The following is an 18,973-nucleotide window of genomic DNA, read 5'->3' as shown; positions in this document are numbered from 1 at the left end:
GGGCTTATGGACGTACTTTTTTGGATCGCTACCAACATTTTTGGAACGCCGGCCATTCTGCTCGGGTTTATCGTTCTGATCGGCCTGCTGCTGCAGAAGAAATCAACGAGTCAGCTCGTAAGCGGCACCTTTAAAGCGATCATCGGCTTCCTCATCATCGGCGCAGGCTCTGACGTTATCGTAAAAGCCTTGAACGTATTCGAGCCGATGTGGAAAGAAGTCTTCGGATTGGAAAGCGGATCCCTCGGTACCTTTATGGGGCAGGAGGCATTCAATTCCAAATTCGGCAGCGCCGTTACGCTTGCCATGCTCATCGGCTTTCTGATTAACGTTCTGCTGGCACGCTTCACCCGGTTTAAATTTATTTATCTGACCGGGCACATGATGTTCTGGACGTCGACCGTTTTTGCGGGCGTCATCGTCCATGCGTCCAGCGGAATTCCGATCTGGAAGCTGGTACTGATGATCGCCGTGGTTCTTGGGGTGTACTGGACGTTCCAGCCGGCGCTGGTTCAGCCGTTCCTGCGTAAAATCACGGGCAACGATAACATTGCGCTTGGACACACGTCGGCTTCGGTTGCGCTATTGGCTGCCTTGTTCGGCAAATTGCTCGGCAACAAAAACAACGATTCCGAGAAAATCAAAGTACCGAAAGGCTTCGAATTTCTTCGCGATTCCAACGTCATCACGGCGCTCAGCATGGGCGTGTTATTCCTGATCGGGGCCATTATTCTCTCGACGAAGGGCACGCCGGCTGCGGCAGAACTGATGAAACAATCGGGTGACCAGAACTTTATCATCTATTCCATTATCCAATCGTTCACGTTCGCAGGCGGAATCGCCATCGTTCTGATGGGGGTCCGGATGTTTGTCGGCGAGCTGGTGCCGGCCTTCAACGGGATTGCTACCAAACTCGTGCCAGGCGCCAAACCGGCACTGGATGCGCCAGTCGTATACCCTTACGCGCCGAATGCGGTGGTGCTTGGCTTCCTGGGAGCTTTCGGTGGCGCGATTATCTGGCTGCTCGTACTGGGCAACACCGTTTCTTACATCTTCGTGCCGACGATGATCGTTCTATTCTTCCACGGCGCTACGGCAGGGGTGTTCGGGAACTCGACAGGCGGTGTCCGCGGTGCCGTGATCGGCGGCTTCATCACGTCAACCGTAGTCGCTTGGGGTCAGTTCCTGATGGTCCGCTTCTTTATCGCCTCGACGGTGCCGGATACGGCCATGTGGGCAGCCGATTCCGACATGTTCATCATCGGACCGATTCTGCACTTCCTGGCGAAACTGTTCTTTTAGAGGTTAAACAAAAAAAGTCGGCTTTGGATCACGAGATAGATCAGAAAGCGGTCTAAGGCGTTGAGAGAAGCCGGCTTTTTTGAACATGCACTTTTATGAATCGGTCAGGTTCTTATTTTATAGAGAGTGGAGGAGAAACGATATGGGCTTTATCCGTACCTTGCATGGAGATATCAGCAAAGAGGAATTGGGCTTTACGTATTCCCATGAACATATCGTATGCCGTCCGGCCTACTGGCAGGAACGGGGAGTGGACGATTTGCTGTTGGATGATAAAGAGAAGTCCAAGCGCGACGTTCTGGATTTCAAACAACACGGCGGATGCTCCATCGTGGATGCTACAGCCGTCGATTATGGACGGGATGTTCAAGCGGTGCAGGAAATCGCGCTTGAAACCGGCATTCGCATTGTAGGAACGGCGGGCTTCAATAAAAGCTTCCTGTGGGATGCCAAAATCAAAGAGGAGCTGAAGCCGCTGATCGGCGATTATGAGAGTTATGCGCAGTGGATCGAGGCCAAAAGCATCAACGAGCTGGCGGATTTCGTCATCCGGGAGGTGGAAGAAGGGCTGGAAGGCACGCCATTCAAAGCAGGCCAGGTTAAGTTCGGGACAGGCTATAACCGCATCACGCCGCTGGAGGAGAAGACGCTGCGCGCTGTAGCCCGCGCTCATCACGAAACAAAAGCCCCCATCCACTCCCATACGGAAGTCGGCACCATGGCGCTGGAGCAAATCGAACTCCTAAAAAGCGAAGGCGTGGATCTATCCTACTTGAGTTTAGGGCATATGGACCGGAACCCCGACCCGTATTACCATGAGCAAATCGCCGCAACCGGAGCCTACATGAGCTTTGACGGTATCGGCAAAATCAAGTATGCGCCGGAAAGCACCCGCATCTCGCTGATTCTGGAGCTTGTCCGAAAAGGCTATGAGGATCAGATTCTCATCAGCGGAGATACCGCCCGTAAAACCTACTACAAGCATTACGATTACGGTCTCGGGCTGGAGTATATTATTTCCAAATGGGTGCCGCGCTTTGTAGATGAGGCGAATCGCAGCGGCTTTGACGGCCGGAAGCTGGTGGAGAAATTTTTCGTCAGCAATCCGGCCGACTGCTTCTCATTCAAAAAGTAAGGGGGGCTTAGCGTCATGAAATTCGAACTCGAGAATTCGGTTGAGGTGGAGGAGAAAATCCGCAAACTCGGCGCGGCCATACTTCCAATCGGTGCCGTTGAAGCGCATGGTCCCCATCTGCCGCTGGGCACGGATAACCTGCTTGCGTCCAGGCTCGCGGACAAATTGGCGGAACGGACGGACAGCTTCGTTCTGCCGACCCTTCCTTATGGTCAAGTGTGGAGTCTGCGCAATTTTCCGGGAAGCATCAACGTGTCGAACGAAGCGCTCATCCGGCTGCTTGCCGATATCGGCGAGAGTATATATCATCAGGGATTCCGCATATTCATCATGGTCAACGGCCATCTCGGCAATGCGGTTGCGCTGAAGGAAGCGGCGAGAATTTTATACGAACGGGTACCCGAATTGAAGGTGTTCTACTTCTTTTATCCAGGCACGAAGGAAATCACGGCTGAGGTACGCGAGGCTTCGGCCGCTCACGGCAGCTACATGCATGCCGATGAAATCGAGACGTCCTACATGCTGTATCTTGCGGGCGAATACGTGGACATGAGCAAGGCGATCGACGGCGCTCCGCACATCCCGATTGAAGCGGACTTCACGCCTACACCCTGGGAGGAAATGACGGCTTCCGCGGTGCTTGGGGATGCAACGTTGGCAACGAGGGAGAAGGGAGAGCGGATTATCGAGCGAAGCCTGGAAGTCATGGCCGACATGGTACTCCGGGCGAAAAAAGCGATATGAACCCGTTCACTCGCGGAAGAATAACAGAAATCTATACAAATACAGGAACCACGAGGTGAAAGCGATGATGATGGACACCTATTTTGATGTGATTGGCGGGTTGTTTGACAAAGTACGAGCGGAGCAGGCCAAGTCGATACGTGAAGCGGCGGAAAAGGTGGCGGCCTGTATTCAGCAGGGCGGCATTATTCATCTGTTCGGCTGCGGGCATTCGCATATATTGACCGAGGAAGTCTTCTACCGGGCAGGCGGACTCGTACCGATCCGTCCGATTCTCATAGAGAAGCTGATGCTGCATGAAGGCGCGGTACGTTCGTCCGAGCTGGAAAGACAAAACGATCTTGCCGTCGAATTCATGAGCAAGCAGGACATCCGCAAGGGAGAGGTCGTATTCGTCCTGTCCACCTCGGGCCGCAATCCGGTTCCCGTGGATGTCGCTTTGATGGCGAAGGAAAAGGGGGCCTTCACCGTAGGCATTACCTCACTGGAATATTCCAAAAGCATGCCGTCCCGGCACAGCAGCGGCAAGCACCTGGCGGATGCCGCGGATCTGGTGATCGACAATTTCTCGGTCAAGGGCGATGCGGTATTGAGCCATCCCGGCCTTCAGGTCCCCTTTACCCCGAGCTCGACAGTGATCGGAGCCTTGATTTTGAACGCCCTGTTCGCCGAATCCATTGAGATTATGATTGAACAAGGCTTTAACCCCCCTGTATTTCTTAGCGGAAATATCGACGGCTCCGATGAGCACAACCAAGCGCTGGTCGAGGCGTATAAAGGCCGGATAACCTTACTGGCCTGACAAGGGTCGAGCGGATGAACGGCAGGAAACAACAGAGAAACCGCAACTTTACGTTTCAGTAAGTAACAGCCCCGGGCTGGCGGTTACAGGATGAGGAGGAAAGACATGTTCACACAAACGGTAACCATACAGAATGAGCAGGGCTTTCATGTACGTCCGGCTCAGCTATTCTCGGAAAAAGCAGGACAATTTGGAGGAGAGGTTCGTCTGAAGACAAACGAAGGTCGCTCGGCGGATGGCAAGAGCATGCTGGAGCTGATGACGCTTGGCATTGAACAAGGAGCCGTCGTGACCATCGAAGCAAACGGAGACGGTGAACAAGAAGTCGTCGAAGCCCTGATACAGCTCGTCGAAAGCAAGTTTGGTGAAGCCTGATGAATAGGCTGGATATTCAAGGAATCGGCGTATCGGAGGGTATCCGGATTGCAAAGGCCTATATCTACAAATCTTCGGTGGGGGCCAGCGGCGAAAGCAGCCCCGAAGGGAATTATATTCCCGATACCTCGGCTGCGGTCCAAGACGAGCTTCATAAGCTTCGCGAAGCCAAAGCGGGCTGCGCCGAGCAAATGGAGAAGCTGATTGAGAAAGCGAATGAAGCGGTAGGCGAAGAGCAAGCGGGCATTCTTGCGGGACACCGAAAGCTGCTGGACGATCCGGCCTTCTACCCGAAGATGGAGGCGCGGATCCGGGAGAAATTGGAGACGGCCCCGAGGGCCGTTGCCGAGGTTGTCAACCAAGTCGCCTCCATGTTTGAAGGCATGAGCAATGATTATATGAAGGAGCGCGCAACCGACATCCGCGATATCGGCGGCCGTCTTCTCGCCTGTCTGTCGCCTGGACAATCGCAGGGACTTGCCGGAATCACCGAGCCGGTGATTCTCGTTGCCGACGATTTGACGCCTTCGGATACGGTGCAGCTGGACCCTGCCTTGGTGGTCGGCTTTATCACCCGTACCGGGGGAGCAACCTCGCATACTGCGATTCTCGCGCGGTCGCTCGGCATTGCCGCTGTCGTCGGCGCGGGAGACGGGATCGACGGCATCGAGGACGGCGATCTGCTCGTCCTCGACGGATCAGCCGGGCTGTGCATCGCCCGGCCGGAAGCGGCGGAGGCGGAGCAGCATCGGCTCCGCATGCAGCAGGACCTCGAGCGCAGGCAGTCGCTCGAGGAATACATTGCGCGTCCGGCGGTGACCGCCGACGGTACGCGCGTGGAGCTCGCGGCGAACATCGGCAGCGCCGCGGAAGCCGAGGCCGCCGTCCGGCAGGGCGCGGACGGCGTGGGGCTGTTCCGCACGGAGTTCCTGTTCATGAACGCCACGGCCATGCCGGGCGAGGAGGAGCAGTTCCGTGCGTATCAGGAAGCGGCCCGGCAGATGGAGGGCCGCCCCGTGATCATCCGCACGATGGACATCGGCGGAGATAAGGAGCTTCCGTACCTGCAGCTGCCAAAGGAAACGAATCCTTTCCTGGGCTACCGTGCAATACGGGTAGGGCTTGTCCGCCAGGAGCTGCTGCGCACGCAGCTGCGGGCCGTGCTGCGGGCCAGCGCCTTCGGTACGGTGAAGGTCATGTTCCCGATGATCTCCGGTTTGCAAGAATGGAGACAGGCGAGATCCATCCTGGCGGAAGTGCAGGGTGAATTGAGGGAGGAGGGCGTACCGTTCGACGAGAAGATGGAAGTCGGCATTATGGTCGAGATTCCCTCCACGGCCGTGTTGGCAGGACTTTTCGCGGACGAAGTCGATTTCTTCAGCATCGGTACGAATGATCTCGTTCAGTACACGGTTGCCGCGGATCGCATGAACGAACACGTAGCGCACCTGTACGATTATTTCCATCCCGCCGTGCTTCAGCTCATCCGAACGGTGATCGATGCTTCCCATAAGGCCGGTAAATGGACCGGCATGTGCGGCAGCATGGCGGGCGACCCGTTGGCCGCACCGCTCTTGCTCGGTCTGGGACTTGACGAATGGAGCATGGAGGCTGGCAGGCTCAGCTCGATCAAGGAAAGGCTCGAAGGATTGGATCAAGCGGAATGCCGCGATCTGGCGGGACGCATTCTTCGCCTGGACACGCCCCAAGCCGTTCGTCAGGAGCTGGAGGCATTTTGCAGCGCTAAGATTCCCTGCTGATTCGTCTTCGAGAATTTCATAGTGTAGCGATTCCGTTCGCGGCTCCGCAAGAAGAAAACCCTTGATGATTCATCAAGGGTTTTTAGTCTTATTCATTTCAATGTTTCACACCAAGCCATGTCAGAACAACCAGGGGACCTCGATATTTATTGACCAGGTTCGGAGGACTTCATAGAATGAATAGAGAAGGACTGCCTATTAGAAGCCTCATAGAAAGAGGATGGAACATGGAAAACAGTGAAAAGAGCTTTGTGATCAGTATGGAGCGCTTTAAGCCTCACACCTTTCAGGCCGAGCAGGGAGAGGGCCTCTTCCAGTCACATGCCCATGAATACGATGAGCTGACGCTGGTATTGGATGGGGAAGGGTACTACAGCTCTTCTGAACAGAATATCAAGGTAGCTGCCGGCGATCTTATCCTGATACCTGCCCGGCTTCATCACGGCTTCGTTTGTACGAGGCCTTGGCAGGGGATATCCGTTCATTTCTTCCACGATAGGCTTCCGGTCCATTGCCAATACCTCTTTCATGAAATAGAGTCCAAACCACATCGGATCCGGAGCTCCCATCTTCACGAAGATGATATGCGGTGGGCGGAAATCAGTTTTTATCAGCTGGAGAAAGAATGGAATTCCAAGAGGCAAGACATCGATGCCTACAACATGATGCGGATTGCCTTTGAGACAACCTTGCTGATATTCCAGCGTAACAGGGAAACGTCGATAAGGGCGGCAGGTACCGATGAGGTCGTATTGGAAGCGATATTAAAAGAAATTCATAGCAGCTATCATACACAAATTACGGTTAACGAGCTCGCAGCTCGCCATTTTATTTCCGAAAGCAATCTTCGCAGGAAGTTCTCGGAATCCTTCGGCGTCTCGCCAAAGCAGTATATCATCAACCTTCGTTTGATGGAGGCTAAACGGCTGTTGCGACAAACCGATAAGGCGATCGAATCGATCTCCGCCGAGGTGGGCTTTACCTCTTCCAGTCGGTTTTATGAGTTCTTTACGAAATCGAATGGAGCCACACCGCTTGAATGGCGTAAGCAGAATCCATGAATCGAATCGTTTATGAGGACCGTCCGTCAGGGCGGCCCTTTTCTTTTTCGACCGTCGAAAACGATTCGGTATTGCTTTATTTTGCATATATACTAAAGCGTTTTCATAATTGTTTGCCCAGAATTCGTCCCTGATAATTAATGAAAGTAGGAATAAACCGAAGGGGGGACTTCGCTGAAGGCTTTACCTTGACTGGAATGAAGGGATAAAAGGAGAGAGAGCATGTCAAATCGCACAACGACGTTTAGCAATCCAATCGTAGCAAACGCAGCCGATCCTTGGGTGCTGAAGCACACGGATGGCTATTATTACTTTATGTCCACGCAGCCGGGTCGCCTGGAACTTACCCGATCCTCCACCTTGACCGGACTTGCAGAGGGCCGAAGGAAGACTATATGGTCTCCAGAACCGGGAGGTCCCTACAGCTATAACTTGTGGGCACCGGAAATACACGATCTGAATGACAAATGGTACATCTACTATACGGCTAACGATGGCGGAGGAGACGAATCGCGGGGGCTATGCGTGCTGGAGAACGAACATAGCGATCCGCTCGAAGGCGAATGGGTTTGGAAAGGGGCGATGAAGACTCCCGTTCCGGGCTTGGACGGCACCGTGATGACGGTACGGAATCGGCTTTATTTTCTATATGCCGGATACGGACATTTTCCCGAATACGGATCTGCTATTTATATTGCGCAAATGGCTAATCCTTGGACATTGACCGGGGAACACCGCTTGCTAACGGCTCCAACGCTTACGTGGGAAAAACAAGGCGGAATGGCCATTAATGAAGGTCCCGTCACGCTGCATAGGAACGGCCGCATTTTTCTGGTTTATTCCGCCAGCACGACCTGGTCCGAGGATTATGCCCTGGGAATGTTGACGATGGATGAAGATGCCGATCCGATGGATCCGGCTTCATGGCAAAAGTCGATGGAGCCTGTTTTTCGCAAAAGTATAGAGAACGGAGTCTATGCGACCGGCCACAACAGCTTTACGAGGTCTCCGGATGATCAAGAGGACTGGATCGTCTTCCATGCGCTTCCTTCAGCCGACGCCGATGCGAGCATCCGCTCGACGCGCATACAGAAATTCGGCTGGAAACTTGATGGTACGCCTGATTTCGGGGTTCCTTGGAGCGATGCGCATCATCAGCCCGTGCCATCGGGGGCGTAATCAATGAATGCCTTTAAACAGGTTTGCATATGAAATGATCCATTATCTATTATGGAGGGATCGAGATGAATACTAGGCTGAAACGTTTTGGGCTGCTTGCAGTCATCGTTATGCTGTTCATGTCAACCTTAGCCGCGCCAACGGCGCAGGCGGCTGCTATCGGAACGGTTGTTTATAGTAATCCGGCTGAACCGGAGCCTTATTATGTAAGGGCGGTCAAGCTTGATAATGGAGATATTCTGACCACCTTCACCCCGCGGTTTCCCGGCAACGCAGGATGGAGCGGCATGCAGCCCTTTCCCTTTTACAAGAGCACGGACAACGGGGCAACCTGGTCCTTATTCAGTGAAATTGATCCGAATGATTACGGACTGAACCGGAATCAGCAAGGCATGACAACGCTGTATGTACTGCCTCAGCAGGTTGGGGATTATCCGGCAGGAACCTTATTGTTTGCATCCACGGATTGGGACAACTCGGCACCGTATACGATTCATATCTGGAGAAGCACGGACAACGGCGCCACTTGGCAGTTTCACAGCAACCTGGCTGCAAGGGGAACCGAGGGGACAAAGCGTACATGGGAGCCGGAGTTTGCGATCACGGCCGATGGCCGGTTGATCTGCTATTACTCGGATGAGCGGAAACCGGGGTATAACCAGGCAATCGCGCAGGAGATTTCCAGTGACGGTGGACTGACCTGGGGAAATTACAGCATCATTGTGGGTAATCAGGCAGATTGGAATTGGCGTCCGGGGATGCCGCGGGTCATACAAGCGAAGAACGGAAGCTATTTCATGTTTTTTGAGATGCTGGGGGCAGCCCCTAACTTTGCGGTCCGGTTCAAAACCTCACCTGATGGCATCAATTGGGGAAGTCCGACGGACCTTGGCGAGGTTGTAGGAACAGGAATATATCGCGCATCCCAGACACCGGAGGTTGCTTACATCGATGACGGAACCGCGAATGGCCGCTTTTACGTTCGGGGCATGACGGACGTGGTTTCTTCCGCTAACAAAATGTTTACGAGCGCCGATTACGGAGCGACCTGGACGCAAATGGACGCGCCGCTAACCGTAAAGGGGACGAATCAGAGCACGCCGGCAGCCTGGAGCGGAACGCTGCTGCCGCTGGGTCCGTCATTGCTCCTGGAGGTCAACACCGTAAAAGTGGGGAGCCGGAATGAAATCCGTGCCAATGTAGCCCAGGTGGATAAGGAATTCTCCATTGTATCCGGGGGGACCTATAAGCTGGTCAATCAGAATAACCAGCTTCTGCTGGATAATGCCGGCGGCGGTTCGCCGGCCGGGACAAACGTCATCCAGTGGAACGATCTCGGGGCAGATACCCAGTGGTGGCGGTTGGATTACAGAAACGGCGGCTTCTTCCGGGCTATGAATGTAAACAACAGCCTGATACTGGATAATCCCAACGGAGCCACGACACCGGGTACAAACGTGATCATGTGGACGAATAATGAATGGGATACTCAGAGGTGGAAATTTACGCACAAGGGCAACGGATACTACACCAGCATGAACGAGCGCAGCGGATTGATGCTGGACAATGCGGGTGCCGGTTCTCCGGCCGGTACCAAGGTCATTCAATGGACGGCCAACGGTTTGGATACGCAGAATTGGAAAGCGGTGCGAGTGGATGCGGAAATTCCGGTCAACCAGCTGGAAAGCTATAACATCCCCAACAGTTATATTCGTTATCATGATGGCCGAGGGAAGATAGACGGGGGGCAGTACAGCGCTGAATCGCAATGGAGAATGGTTCCGGGATTGGCCGATCCATCCGCCGTCTCCATCGAATCGGTGTCCTTTCCAGGTCAATATCTCAGGCATCGTGACGGCAAGATTTGGCTGGAGTCCAATAATGATACCGCTCTGTTTAAACAGGATGCGACATGGAAGTTGCGTACCGGATTTTCAAGTCCATGGGCGGCCTCCTTCGAGTCTTATAACATATCCGGAACATTTATCAGGCACCGGGACGGCGTGTTGGAGATCTCGCCGATCACGACTACATTGGATCAGAAGGATGCGACATTTTACGTGAAGTGATTCATATGGAGGGAATAAGCCTGACATGTGCTTGTTCTGCAACATAATTAACAAGAGAAGACAGCTGATCAGGCGATCGGCTGCCTTCTTTTCTTGCAAAATTTAACATTGCACTATCAGTTCTTTTATTGCGAATACGAAATACTTTTATATAACAGGAATGAATCCGGCTTTTAAGTGGACATGCATCGGGTCCTGTCGGCCGGGCGGGTACAGGAGATGCCACGCGTTAAATGTAAGGAGGGAGCATAAACTTCATGAATACCATGTCCAGCATTCTAGATAACAAAATAATAGCGATTATCCGCGGCGCCAATTCAAAAGACGTTTTGAACATGGCAAAGGCGCTGCACGAAGGCGGGGTGAACATTCTAGAAATCACCATGAATTCACCAAACGTTTTGTCTGCCATTGAAGAGATAACCGTTGAACTTGGAGATCGAGTGGTGGTGGGGGCGGGTACCGTTCTGGACGCTGAAACTGCGCGAGCCGCTATCTTAGCAGGCGCCAAATTCATTCTGTCTCCTACGGTTGACATAGAAACGATACAAATGGCAAAACGATACGGAGCAGTAAGCATCCCGGGTGCCTTTACTCCGACTGAAATTCTATCAGCCTATGAAAATGGCGGCGATATTATCAAAGTGTTTCCTGCGACGTTGGGACCAAGATTCATTAAAGATATACGCGGACCGCTTCCGCAAATTCCGTTGCTGCCAACTGGCGGCATAGATTTAAACAATATTCAGGAATTTATGAAAGCGGGCGCTATTGGTTGTGGCATTGGAAGCGCGCTCGTGAATACGCAGCTGGAGATAACAGATGAGTATTTCGTGCAATTAACAGAAAAAGCGAGACAATTTGCTTCAGCCGTACAATCTAACGAGGATGAAGGAGCGTATTCATAATGAAAATTACGGGTTACGAATTATTCCTGGTGCCGCCCCGCTGGTTGTTTTTAAAGATGGAGACGGATGAAGGCATTATCGGCTGGGGCGAACCTGTCATTGAAGGAAAAGCGAGAACGGTAGGAACCGCAGTCGAAGAGTTAATGGAGAATTTAATAGGGAAAGACCCATTAAGAATAGAGGACCATTGGAATCTCATGTATCGATCAGGCTTTTACCGGGGCGGCCCCATCTTAATGAGTGCGATTTCGGGCATTGATCAAGCCTTATGGGACATCAAAGGGAAATATTATAACGCGCCCGTTCATCAATTGCTTGGGGGAAAAGCAAGGGAGTCCATCAAGGTCTATTCATGGATTGGGGGAGATCGTCCTTCAGATGTCGGGAATTCGGCGAAAGAAGTGGTCTCCCGAGGATTTACAGCCGTAAAAATGAACGGTACGGAAGAACTTCAATATGTCGATTCCTATGAGAAAATAGACCAGGTCATTGAACGCATTGCAACTGTTAGAGAAGCGGTAGGTCCGTATGTTGGAATCGGCATTGATTTTCATGGTCGCGTGCATAAGCCAATGGCCAAAATCTTAGCCAAAGAGCTGGAACCTTTTCGCCCGATGTTTATTGAAGAACCGGTTTTGCCCGAAAATAATGAAGCGCTGCGCGACATCGCTAATCATGTAGCCATCCCTATTGCAACCGGTGAACGAATGTTCTCCAAATGGGAGTTTAAACGTATATTGATGGATGGATATGTTGATATTATACAGCCGGATCTATCCCATGCAGGCGGAATTACGGAATGCAAAAAAATCATCTCCATGGCTGAAGCGTTTGATGTGGCGGCAGCTCCGCATTGTCCATTAGGACCGATTGCGTTAGCTTCTTGCCTTCAAGTCGATGCGACTTGCCACAATGCATTTATTCAAGAACAGAGCCTTGGCATTCATTATAATCAGGGGAGCGATTTACTCGATTACATTGTGGATAATCTTGTGTTCGAGTATGAGAACGGTTACGTGAAAATACCGGAGGGTCCTGGCTTGGGAATTGAAATCAACGAAGACCATGTGCGAAAAATGGCCGATATCGGACACAATTGGAGAAACCCCGTTTGGCGGCATACGGATGGAAGCATCGCGGAGTGGTGATAACCCAAACGGATGTCAATCCAAATCATCGGTATTTGTATGTGTTTTGCATATAGCTTCCTGGAGCGCCGGCAGCCCCTTCTATATCAAGTAGAAGGGGCTGTTTTTTATGGGATGTATCCTTTATGAAGCGGTTTCTTATAGGTTATCCATGTCTATGGGGCAATCCTCAAGAAAAGATCCCGAAACACCTCGTCACGCCGAATGAAAAGAACGGAGCGAATCATGTGCCGAAACGGATCGTGCATCCATCGGAAATCCTCGGATATGCGCGGACTGTGAACGAGAGCGCTCGGACACCATTCCGGGTTGTTTAGCCAGGCAATGACGGCAATGTCCCAGATGACCCGGGAATAAGCAAAATGATTGTCGGAACAACTTAAGTATGTTTCGAATAAATAATCCCCGATCTCGCCTTGGCCTTTGACGAAGTCCCGCAGTTCGGATAATGAGGTTTGCAAATGAGAAGCCACGCCGAGGCAAGGAACGAGAATGAGCGGGACGCCGCAGTCGAAGACCAGCCTGGATGCGTGCAAATCCTGAAAAAGATTAAACTCCTTCGTATCGCTCCAATGCAGGGCATGCCCGCCTAACCATACCAGCACGATCCGTTCGAGGATCCGGGGTTCCATGAGCAGGGCGGATGCAACGTTCGTGATGGCACCGATCGCAACGACATACAAGGGATCGGATGGATCGCTTGCCATGGCCCGCTCGACGAGATTGCGCGCGGCTTCGCTTTCGACCGGCTGGTCGGAAGCAGGAAGGTAACCCGTGGAGCCGCGATAGACAGGGATGTCTTCACGTCCCAGAATGCGGCGGATGTTCAATATTTCCTGGTAGCTTTTTTCCATTCCTTCCGCAGGACCTGAAGATAGCTCATTGAAGAAAGGCGCTGCATATAGTGCCTCTACGGTCATGGTGTCCGCCGATTTCAGCGCGTAAGCGATCGCAAATTGATCGTCGATTTCATTGAACGCGTCGGTATCCAGCACCAGGCGGATTTTACGTCCCGGATGCTCCAGACGCTGCACCAATTGGCTTGCCGGGATCGTTGGAAAAGTTGTCATCGCCATATCCTCCAATCATGTTTGGGCTAGGCCGCAGAGGAGCCGCTCCAGCTGGTTCATCTGGCATTAGGAAACGAACTTTATACGCTGATCGTGGGTTCGACCACCGTTATGGCATTACGGATGGAATCGAGATTAACGGTTGCGCCAATCGGCAGAGCTGCTTTATACACACCATGGCCCGTGGCAAGGTTCGTGATCAACGGCTTGCCGAGAGGCACGATGAACTCGTTGATGACATCCTCATAGGCTTTGCCGTAAGCCGTCTGACAGCCTGTACATTCCCCCATGATGATGCCGATGCAGTCACGAAATTTTCCGGCGAGCTTCAAATCGTTGAAGTATCTGTAGACGGTATTGGTAGGTTCATGCGTTTCTTCAAGAACGATGATTTTCCCCCGTGTATCGATTTCGAAGGGAGTCCCCAGCGTATCAACGAATGACGTTAAATTACCGCCTACAAGCGGCCCCGTAACGTTGCCCGGAACCCGGCCGATCAGGGGCATACCAGGCGGGTTCAGGATGGGGCGCGTTAATGAATACAGGGACGTTGCCGCAAAAAACTGATCGAAATTATAGGCTGGCGTTTCGGGTTTGAAGTCAATAAGCAATAGACTATGGAACGTGATTAAATCGACCAGTTGATGCAGGGCGTTTAATAAAACCGTGATATCGCTGTAGCCCGTCAAGATTTTCGGGTGATTCCGGATAACCTGATAATCCAGGTACGGGAGGATTCCGGCTACGCCTGTGCCGCCTCTGGTAGGCAGTATCATTTTAACCTGCTCGTTTTGGAACATCATCATTAAATCGGATGCCCGCTGTTCGTCCGTGCCGGCTAGAAACCCGTTTTGCGCATATACATATTGACCCAATACGATATTGAACCCCATTGCTCTCAAAAATTCGATCCGTGCATCAATGATGCTGGCAGCGAGCGGGCTGCCCAAGGTAACGATTCCAACGGTATCGCCTCTCTGTAGTATTGGCGGACGTATCGGCATATTCCTGCCTCCTGCCTTGAAATAGAAGAAGCCTCGTATTCCCGTGTCTCTTTCTAGATTATATTGAATACGCCATCTGCACAGTACTGAAATGAAGCGGGAATAAGTAATCGTCAGTTAGACCTGACTTCCCCTATATAAGATTGGAGGCTTGCTTTCAGGGACGCTGGGGGCCGGCCCAATAAATTCTCCAGATCGCCAGAAGTGGAAGACGTATCGATTTTTCTTAAAAAGCTAAATATCCAATGCTGCACCTCATTGGTGAGACAGAGGGATATCGGTGTTCCCGTTAGCTCGGAAAGAGAGGAGACCAAATCGTTGAAGGTCCAAACGGAAGGCGCAACAAGCTCATAAGTCTTATTCGAATGACCCTCACCGGATAATACCCCCGCTATGGCGGCCGCCAGATCGGTGCGCGTAACCGCGTTGAACTGCCACGATCCCGGATGGACGCGAAGATGGCCTGTCGACATGGCTGCTTGCAAATCCAGCGCTTCAATAAAGTCCATATACAAACCGCTGCGAAGAAACGTATAAGGAATTCCGGTTGTGCGAATGGCATGCTCGGTAGCCAAATGCAAGTGGGTCATCGACATATCGCTATGTTCAGGAAAGGCGAAACCGGTGTATAAAATATGGCTGACGTTCGCTTTTTTTGCAGCTTCAACCACATGGGCATGCTGCCGCAAACGAACGGTATCATCGGGGTGGGGGCTGGAAATGAACAACAGGCGCGAAGCGCCGGCGAATGCCTCCTTCAGGGAGGCGGGGTCGTCGTAGTCGCAGAAGCGGACCGCAATTCCCTGCTCCTCCAATGCTGCCGCAGAGTCCATCTGGCGAACGCAAGCAACGATTTGATCGGGCTGAACATGGTGAAGAAGCTCTTTAATAATGAGCCGGCCGAGCCGGCCGCTGGCTCCAGTAATGACGATAGACATCGAACGTCATCCTTTCCTTATTTGGTTAAGTGCTTAACTAAATTGTCGCAAAAACACCGTTACGCTTCCTTTAATTTTTGCAGAAGGCCCAGAAGCTGCTTTAATTCAAGTTCACTCAGCACGTTCATTTTTTCGGATATCCGCTGCCTGTTCGCGGGCAGGTTGTGAAGCAATAGATGCTTACCTTCGCTTGTAATGGTGATGACCGACTTTCGACCGTCCCGGGGATGGGGATCCCGGCGAATCAAGCCTTCTTGTTCCAAGGGGGTAAGCAGCAGACTGATATTGGGTTTGGTTACACCGATTTTTTGTGCCAGCTTGGAAGGAAGCATCGTACCTCCCTCTTTCATAAGCTCAACTAAAATCCGTATTCTGGCCCCGTTCAGTCCTTGCGATTTCCAATAGCTTTCGGATACGTCGACCAGCTTTGCCGTTGTCTCCACTAGGGTGAAAAAAGCAAGGGCAGGCAGCGGCAAATCCAGCACGTAATGTTGCAGGTCGTCCAAAGTGATCATGCCTCCCATATTGTTAAGTCCTTAACTATATTCAATGTAATTCTTGAGTGAGCCATTGTCAACTGAGAAAAATGTGTGAATCCGTTCGTTCCAGGTAAAGCAACAAGCACTTGCCATGATCCCAAGTGCTTGCTGGCGTGTCTTAACGATGGGAAACAGCTTGCCTCCTGTATGCTCCCGGGGTCATGCCCGTCAATTTTTTGAAATTGCGATGAAAGTGCGTCAGCGTGGCGTACCCGCAGATTTCAGCGATTTGCCCGACAGACGCCTCGTGGTTTCGCAGAAGCTCTTTGGCACGGGCAATCCGTTTAGCATGCATGTAACCCGTCACATGCAAACCGGTGTATTTCTTGAACATGCGGGAGAAATGGGCGGGGTCCACCGCAGCTTGTGCCGACAGAGCGGCTAGTCCGATAGGCTGATCCAGGTGTTCGTGAATCCATTGGATGGAATCCATCAGCCAGGCCGGGCCGATCTGGGAGTGGGCGGTCTGTTCTGCGGACAGGGTGCTGATATAGCGATTGATATGCAGCAGCAAGGAGCGAAGCTGAAGCACGAGCGCCTCGCGGAATCCTAGCTGGGCAAGCCGGATTTCTTCCGAGATTCCTTTCAGCATGTCCTCGATATAGGCTTGGTTCGACTCGGGTAATTGATGACGATAGGAGCCTGTTTTTTGAGCATATTCAAAACAACTGAGGACGGAGTATTGCAAATCGCTTCCGTTCGCACCGAGTACAAGCGAAGGCGCAAAGAATAAAGCACTCGAAACAATGGGCTGGTCCGGGTCAGGGAAAGAGCTGTGAATCGTGTTCCCAGGTATGATGAAAAGGTCGCCTTCTTTTTTCTCCATCAGCTTGTTCTCAATAAAAAAAGTGCCTTTTCCCTGGTACACATAAACCAATTCGTAAAGATCATGCAAGTGATGAGGCAGCTCCAATTGGGGGCTTTTTTTAGTCCGATAAACCATTTCCATCGGAAACAGGGGGTCCCCTTGAAAGGGTTTACGCAGGGGAGTCATGATTCACCACTCCTTATCCTCTATTAAGGACAACAATATCAAAATAGGTTATAAAAATGCAATCCTTGGCTATTTTTGTGCACAGATTATGAACGTACAATAAAGATAGCGAACATAACACCTAAAAGGCAGGGATGTATATGAGATTGGATGCCCACCAGCATTATTGGCTGATTGAGCGAGGGGACTATGAATGGATCACGCCGGAGGTTCCGGAACTTTACCGAAATTTCCTGCCCTCCGATCTTAAGCCGCATTTGGATTCGCATCAATTGGACGGCAGCATAACGGTACAGGCTGCACCGACCTTGGAAGAGACGGACTATCTCTTATCGTTGGCGGATCGCGATGCTTCCATTGTCGGAGTGGTAGGATGGATCGACCTGTTCGATCCGGAGCACCGCCGGCATTATGAGGGATTTCGGAAACATCCGAAATTTATCGGCTTTCGCATCATGATTCAGGATATGCCGGATGCCAATGTGATCCTGGAGCCGGCTTTTATCCAAGCATTGAATGAATATGTCAAGGAAGACGTCCCGATCGATCTTCTTGTTCGGAGTCATCAGCTGGAGACGCTGTTGAAGCTGATTGAGCAGGTCCCCGGCATCCGCGGCGTCATCGATCATCTGGGCAAACCGCCGATCCGAAGCGGACAGATCGAACCTTGGGAGAACATCATGAAGCGAATCGCCCGTTTTCCGCGCATCTACTGCAAGCTATCCGGTATGGTCACCGAGGCGGAACATCGCCGGTGGAGCCAGGAAGACTTTAATGGGTATGTACATAAAGTGGTCGCGATGTTCGGTCCCGATCGGATCATGTTCGGCAGCGATTGGCCCGTGTGCCTGCTATCGGCGGGATATGACCAAGTGGTTAACGTATTGGCAGAAGCGCTGCCAAAGCATTGGGGAGAACGGGAACATGCGCGTTTGTTCGGTCTGAACGCCAAGGCGTTCTATAAGTTGGAAAAGGGTGGTGTTCATCATGAAATACCGTAAGTTAGGCCGAACCGGTCTGGATGTTTCGGTATTAGGCTTCGGAGCGTCTTCCCTAGGCTCCGTCTTTCGGGAAACCGACGACAGCGAGGGAATCCGTACCGTGCACGCAGCCATGGATGCGGGCATCAATTTGATCGATGTATCCCCTTATTACGGATTGACGAAGGCGGAAACCGTGCTGGGCGAAGCGATCCGACAATTACCCCGGGACCAATTTATCCTGTCTACGAAAGCAGGCCGCTATGGCGAGAATGATTTTGATTTCACGTCCAAGCGGATAATCGCCAGTATCGATGAGAGCTTGAAGCGACTCCAAACCGATTACGTGGACATTCTCTTTTTGCATGATATTGAGTTCGTTCCCGCATCCGTTGTAATGGAGGAAGCCCTTCCTGCACTCCAGCTTTTAAAGGAAAAGGGGAAAATCCGTTTTGGAGGGATTTGCGGTCTGCCTCTGCAGCTGTTCGAAAAATTGCTGCCTCAAATCGAAGTGGACGCCATCATTTCTTACTGCCATTATTCTTTGAACGATCAGACGCTTACCGGTTTGCTGCCGCTGCTTGACAAGGAGGGAATTGGGCTCATTAACGCATCTCCCTTATCCATGGGCCTTCTCGGTTCCCGAGGAGCACCCTCCTGGCATCCGGCTTCAGCGGATATCAGGGAAGCCTGCAGACGTGCGGCCGAGTATTGCGCTAAAGCTGGAGCAGATATCGCGAAGCTAGCCGTGCAATTCTCGACTTCGAATGAACAGATCCCGACGACGCTGGTCAGTACGGCCAATCCCGACAATATACAACGTAATGCCGCTTGGAGCGAAGAGCCGCTGGATCAGACCCTCTTAGCGGAAGTATTGAAGATTTTGGAGCCCGTACAAGGGCGGACTTGGACAAGTGGACGCCCGGAATACAATGAAGGCATCCGATGATGAAGAGGAGGCAGCT

General features: G+C 52.0%; 18 protein-coding genes. 13 read left to right on the top strand and 5 right to left on the bottom strand.

Features of this window, described 5'->3' with window-relative positions; all coding sequences use genetic code 11:
- Positions 1–6: 6 nt before the first annotated feature.
- The 11 genes from GYMC10_RS23905 (at position 7) to dgoD (ending at position 12,483) form a co-directional block, all read left to right on the top strand.
- Positions 7–1,302 carry a PTS ascorbate transporter subunit IIC gene (locus GYMC10_RS23905; RefSeq protein ID WP_015736907.1) on the top strand — a complete coding sequence of 432 codons (1,296 nt, stop codon included), beginning with the start codon at positions 7–9 and terminating at the stop codon, positions 1,300–1,302.
- A gap of 142 nt (positions 1,303–1,444) precedes the next feature.
- A complete protein-coding gene (locus tag GYMC10_RS23900) occupies positions 1,445–2,437 on the top strand; it encodes a phosphotriesterase (protein ID WP_015736906.1) in 993 nt (330 codons plus the stop codon).
- Between the two features lie 15 nt (positions 2,438–2,452).
- On the top strand, positions 2,453–3,181 hold the full coding sequence (locus tag GYMC10_RS23895) for a creatininase family protein (protein WP_015736905.1): 729 nt from the start codon (positions 2,453–2,455) through the stop codon (positions 3,179–3,181).
- Between the two features lie 67 nt (positions 3,182–3,248).
- Positions 3,249–3,983: an SIS domain-containing protein gene (locus tag GYMC10_RS23890; protein WP_041622255.1), complete on the top strand. Its 735-nt coding sequence runs from the start codon at positions 3,249–3,251 to the stop codon at positions 3,981–3,983.
- Positions 3,984–4,088: 105 nt separating this feature from the next.
- Entirely contained in the window at positions 4,089–4,358 is a 270-nt protein-coding gene (locus GYMC10_RS23885) for an HPr family phosphocarrier protein (RefSeq protein ID WP_009593276.1), read from the top strand.
- Positions 4,358–6,118, top strand: coding sequence for a phosphoenolpyruvate--protein phosphotransferase (ptsP, locus tag GYMC10_RS23880; protein WP_015736903.1), 1,761 nt, complete (start codon positions 4,358–4,360; stop codon positions 6,116–6,118). The genes GYMC10_RS23885 and ptsP overlap by 1 nt, the downstream gene beginning before the upstream one ends.
- Before the next feature lie 227 nt (positions 6,119–6,345).
- The gene (locus GYMC10_RS23875) at positions 6,346–7,179 is read left to right on the top strand and encodes a helix-turn-helix domain-containing protein (RefSeq protein WP_041622048.1); all 834 of its coding nucleotides are present in this window, start codon (positions 6,346–6,348) and stop codon (positions 7,177–7,179) included.
- Positions 7,180–7,401: 222 nt separating this feature from the next.
- A complete protein-coding gene (locus tag GYMC10_RS23870) occupies positions 7,402–8,358 on the top strand; it encodes a family 43 glycosylhydrolase (protein ID WP_015736901.1) in 957 nt (318 codons plus the stop codon).
- Between the two features lie 65 nt (positions 8,359–8,423).
- Positions 8,424–10,427: an AbfB domain-containing protein gene (locus GYMC10_RS23865; RefSeq protein WP_015736900.1), complete on the top strand. Its 2,004-nt coding sequence runs from the start codon at positions 8,424–8,426 to the stop codon at positions 10,425–10,427.
- A gap of 257 nt (positions 10,428–10,684) precedes the next feature.
- Positions 10,685–11,335: a bifunctional 4-hydroxy-2-oxoglutarate aldolase/2-dehydro-3-deoxy-phosphogluconate aldolase gene (locus GYMC10_RS23860; protein ID WP_015736899.1), complete on the top strand. Its 651-nt coding sequence runs from the start codon at positions 10,685–10,687 to the stop codon at positions 11,333–11,335.
- Positions 11,335–12,483, top strand: a complete 1,149-nt coding sequence (gene dgoD / locus GYMC10_RS23855) for a galactonate dehydratase (RefSeq protein WP_015736898.1) — start codon at positions 11,335–11,337, stop codon at positions 12,481–12,483. Before GYMC10_RS23860 ends, dgoD begins: the two co-directional genes overlap by 1 nt.
- Positions 12,484–12,638: 155 nt before the next feature.
- Here dgoD and GYMC10_RS23850 read toward each other — a convergent pair whose 3' ends face one another.
- The 5 genes from GYMC10_RS23850 to GYMC10_RS23830 all read right to left on the bottom strand — a co-directional run bounded on the left by GYMC10_RS23850 (position 12,639) and on the right by GYMC10_RS23830 (position 17,028).
- On the bottom strand, positions 12,639–13,553 hold the full coding sequence (locus GYMC10_RS23850) for a nucleoside hydrolase (RefSeq protein WP_015736897.1): 915 nt from the start codon (positions 13,551–13,553) through the stop codon (positions 12,639–12,641).
- A gap of 80 nt (positions 13,554–13,633) precedes the next feature.
- Positions 13,634–14,557: an LD-carboxypeptidase gene (locus GYMC10_RS23845; protein WP_015736896.1), complete on the bottom strand. Its 924-nt coding sequence runs from the start codon at positions 14,555–14,557 to the stop codon at positions 13,634–13,636.
- Positions 14,558–14,670: 113 nt separating this feature from the next.
- Positions 14,671–15,495 (bottom strand): NmrA family NAD(P)-binding protein, encoded by an 825-nt coding sequence (locus GYMC10_RS23840; RefSeq protein WP_015736895.1) that lies wholly within the window; start codon positions 15,493–15,495, stop codon positions 14,671–14,673.
- A gap of 59 nt (positions 15,496–15,554) precedes the next feature.
- Entirely contained in the window at positions 15,555–16,010 is a 456-nt protein-coding gene (locus GYMC10_RS23835) for a MarR family winged helix-turn-helix transcriptional regulator (RefSeq protein WP_041622047.1), read from the bottom strand.
- Between the two features lie 142 nt (positions 16,011–16,152).
- Positions 16,153–17,028: an AraC family transcriptional regulator gene (locus GYMC10_RS23830; protein WP_015736893.1), complete on the bottom strand. Its 876-nt coding sequence runs from the start codon at positions 17,026–17,028 to the stop codon at positions 16,153–16,155.
- Positions 17,029–17,168: 140 nt separating this feature from the next.
- Between GYMC10_RS23830 and GYMC10_RS23825 the strand changes: the two genes are divergently transcribed.
- A complete protein-coding gene (locus GYMC10_RS23825; RefSeq protein WP_187293003.1) occupies positions 17,169–18,029 on the top strand; it encodes an amidohydrolase family protein in 861 nt (286 codons plus the stop codon).
- Positions 18,016–18,957, top strand: coding sequence for an aldo/keto reductase (locus GYMC10_RS23820; RefSeq protein ID WP_015736891.1), 942 nt, complete (start codon positions 18,016–18,018; stop codon positions 18,955–18,957). Before GYMC10_RS23825 ends, GYMC10_RS23820 begins: the two co-directional genes overlap by 14 nt.
- Positions 18,958–18,973: the final 16 nt, after the last annotated feature.

This window comes from Paenibacillus sp. Y412MC10 (assembly GCF_000024685.1).
Taxonomy (GTDB): Bacteria; Bacillota; Bacilli; order Paenibacillales; family Paenibacillaceae; genus Paenibacillus_AQ; species Paenibacillus_AQ lautus_A.
Note: the sequence above shows the minus strand (reverse complement) of the source record. Positions and strands in the feature narration are given on the sequence as shown.

What these genes read in the sequence shown, in the direction of transcription:
- GYMC10_RS23905 (WP_015736907.1), top strand. Translation starts at nt 7, where the DNA reads ATGGACGTACTTTTTTGGATCGCTACCAACATTTTTGGAACGCCGGCC.
- GYMC10_RS23900 (WP_015736906.1), top strand. Translation starts at nt 1,445, where the DNA reads ATGGGCTTTATCCGTACCTTGCATGGAGATATCAGCAAAGAGGAATTG.
- GYMC10_RS23895 (WP_015736905.1), top strand. Translation starts at nt 2,453, where the DNA reads ATGAAATTCGAACTCGAGAATTCGGTTGAGGTGGAGGAGAAAATCCGC.
- GYMC10_RS23890 (WP_041622255.1), top strand. Translation starts at nt 3,249, where the DNA reads ATGATGGACACCTATTTTGATGTGATTGGCGGGTTGTTTGACAAAGTA.
- GYMC10_RS23885 (WP_009593276.1), top strand. Translation starts at nt 4,089, where the DNA reads ATGTTCACACAAACGGTAACCATACAGAATGAGCAGGGCTTTCATGTA.
- ptsP (WP_015736903.1), top strand. Translation starts at nt 4,358, where the DNA reads ATGAATAGGCTGGATATTCAAGGAATCGGCGTATCGGAGGGTATCCGG.
- GYMC10_RS23875 (WP_041622048.1), top strand. Translation starts at nt 6,346, where the DNA reads ATGGAAAACAGTGAAAAGAGCTTTGTGATCAGTATGGAGCGCTTTAAG.
- GYMC10_RS23870 (WP_015736901.1), top strand. Translation starts at nt 7,402, where the DNA reads ATGTCAAATCGCACAACGACGTTTAGCAATCCAATCGTAGCAAACGCA.
- GYMC10_RS23865 (WP_015736900.1), top strand. Translation starts at nt 8,424, where the DNA reads ATGAATACTAGGCTGAAACGTTTTGGGCTGCTTGCAGTCATCGTTATG.
- GYMC10_RS23860 (WP_015736899.1), top strand. Translation starts at nt 10,685, where the DNA reads ATGAATACCATGTCCAGCATTCTAGATAACAAAATAATAGCGATTATC.
- dgoD (WP_015736898.1), top strand. Translation starts at nt 11,335, where the DNA reads ATGAAAATTACGGGTTACGAATTATTCCTGGTGCCGCCCCGCTGGTTG.
- GYMC10_RS23850 (WP_015736897.1), bottom strand. Translation starts at nt 13,553, where the DNA reads ATGACAACTTTTCCAACGATCCCGGCAAGCCAATTGGTGCAGCGTCTG.
- GYMC10_RS23845 (WP_015736896.1), bottom strand. Translation starts at nt 14,557, where the DNA reads ATGCCGATACGTCCGCCAATACTACAGAGAGGCGATACCGTTGGAATC.
- GYMC10_RS23840 (WP_015736895.1), bottom strand. Translation starts at nt 15,495, where the DNA reads ATGTCTATCGTCATTACTGGAGCCAGCGGCCGGCTCGGCCGGCTCATT.
- GYMC10_RS23835 (WP_041622047.1), bottom strand. Translation starts at nt 16,010, where the DNA reads ATGATCACTTTGGACGACCTGCAACATTACGTGCTGGATTTGCCGCTG.
- GYMC10_RS23830 (WP_015736893.1), bottom strand. Translation starts at nt 17,028, where the DNA reads ATGACTCCCCTGCGTAAACCCTTTCAAGGGGACCCCCTGTTTCCGATG.
- GYMC10_RS23825 (WP_187293003.1), top strand. Translation starts at nt 17,169, where the DNA reads ATGAGATTGGATGCCCACCAGCATTATTGGCTGATTGAGCGAGGGGAC.
- GYMC10_RS23820 (WP_015736891.1), top strand. Translation starts at nt 18,016, where the DNA reads ATGAAATACCGTAAGTTAGGCCGAACCGGTCTGGATGTTTCGGTATTA.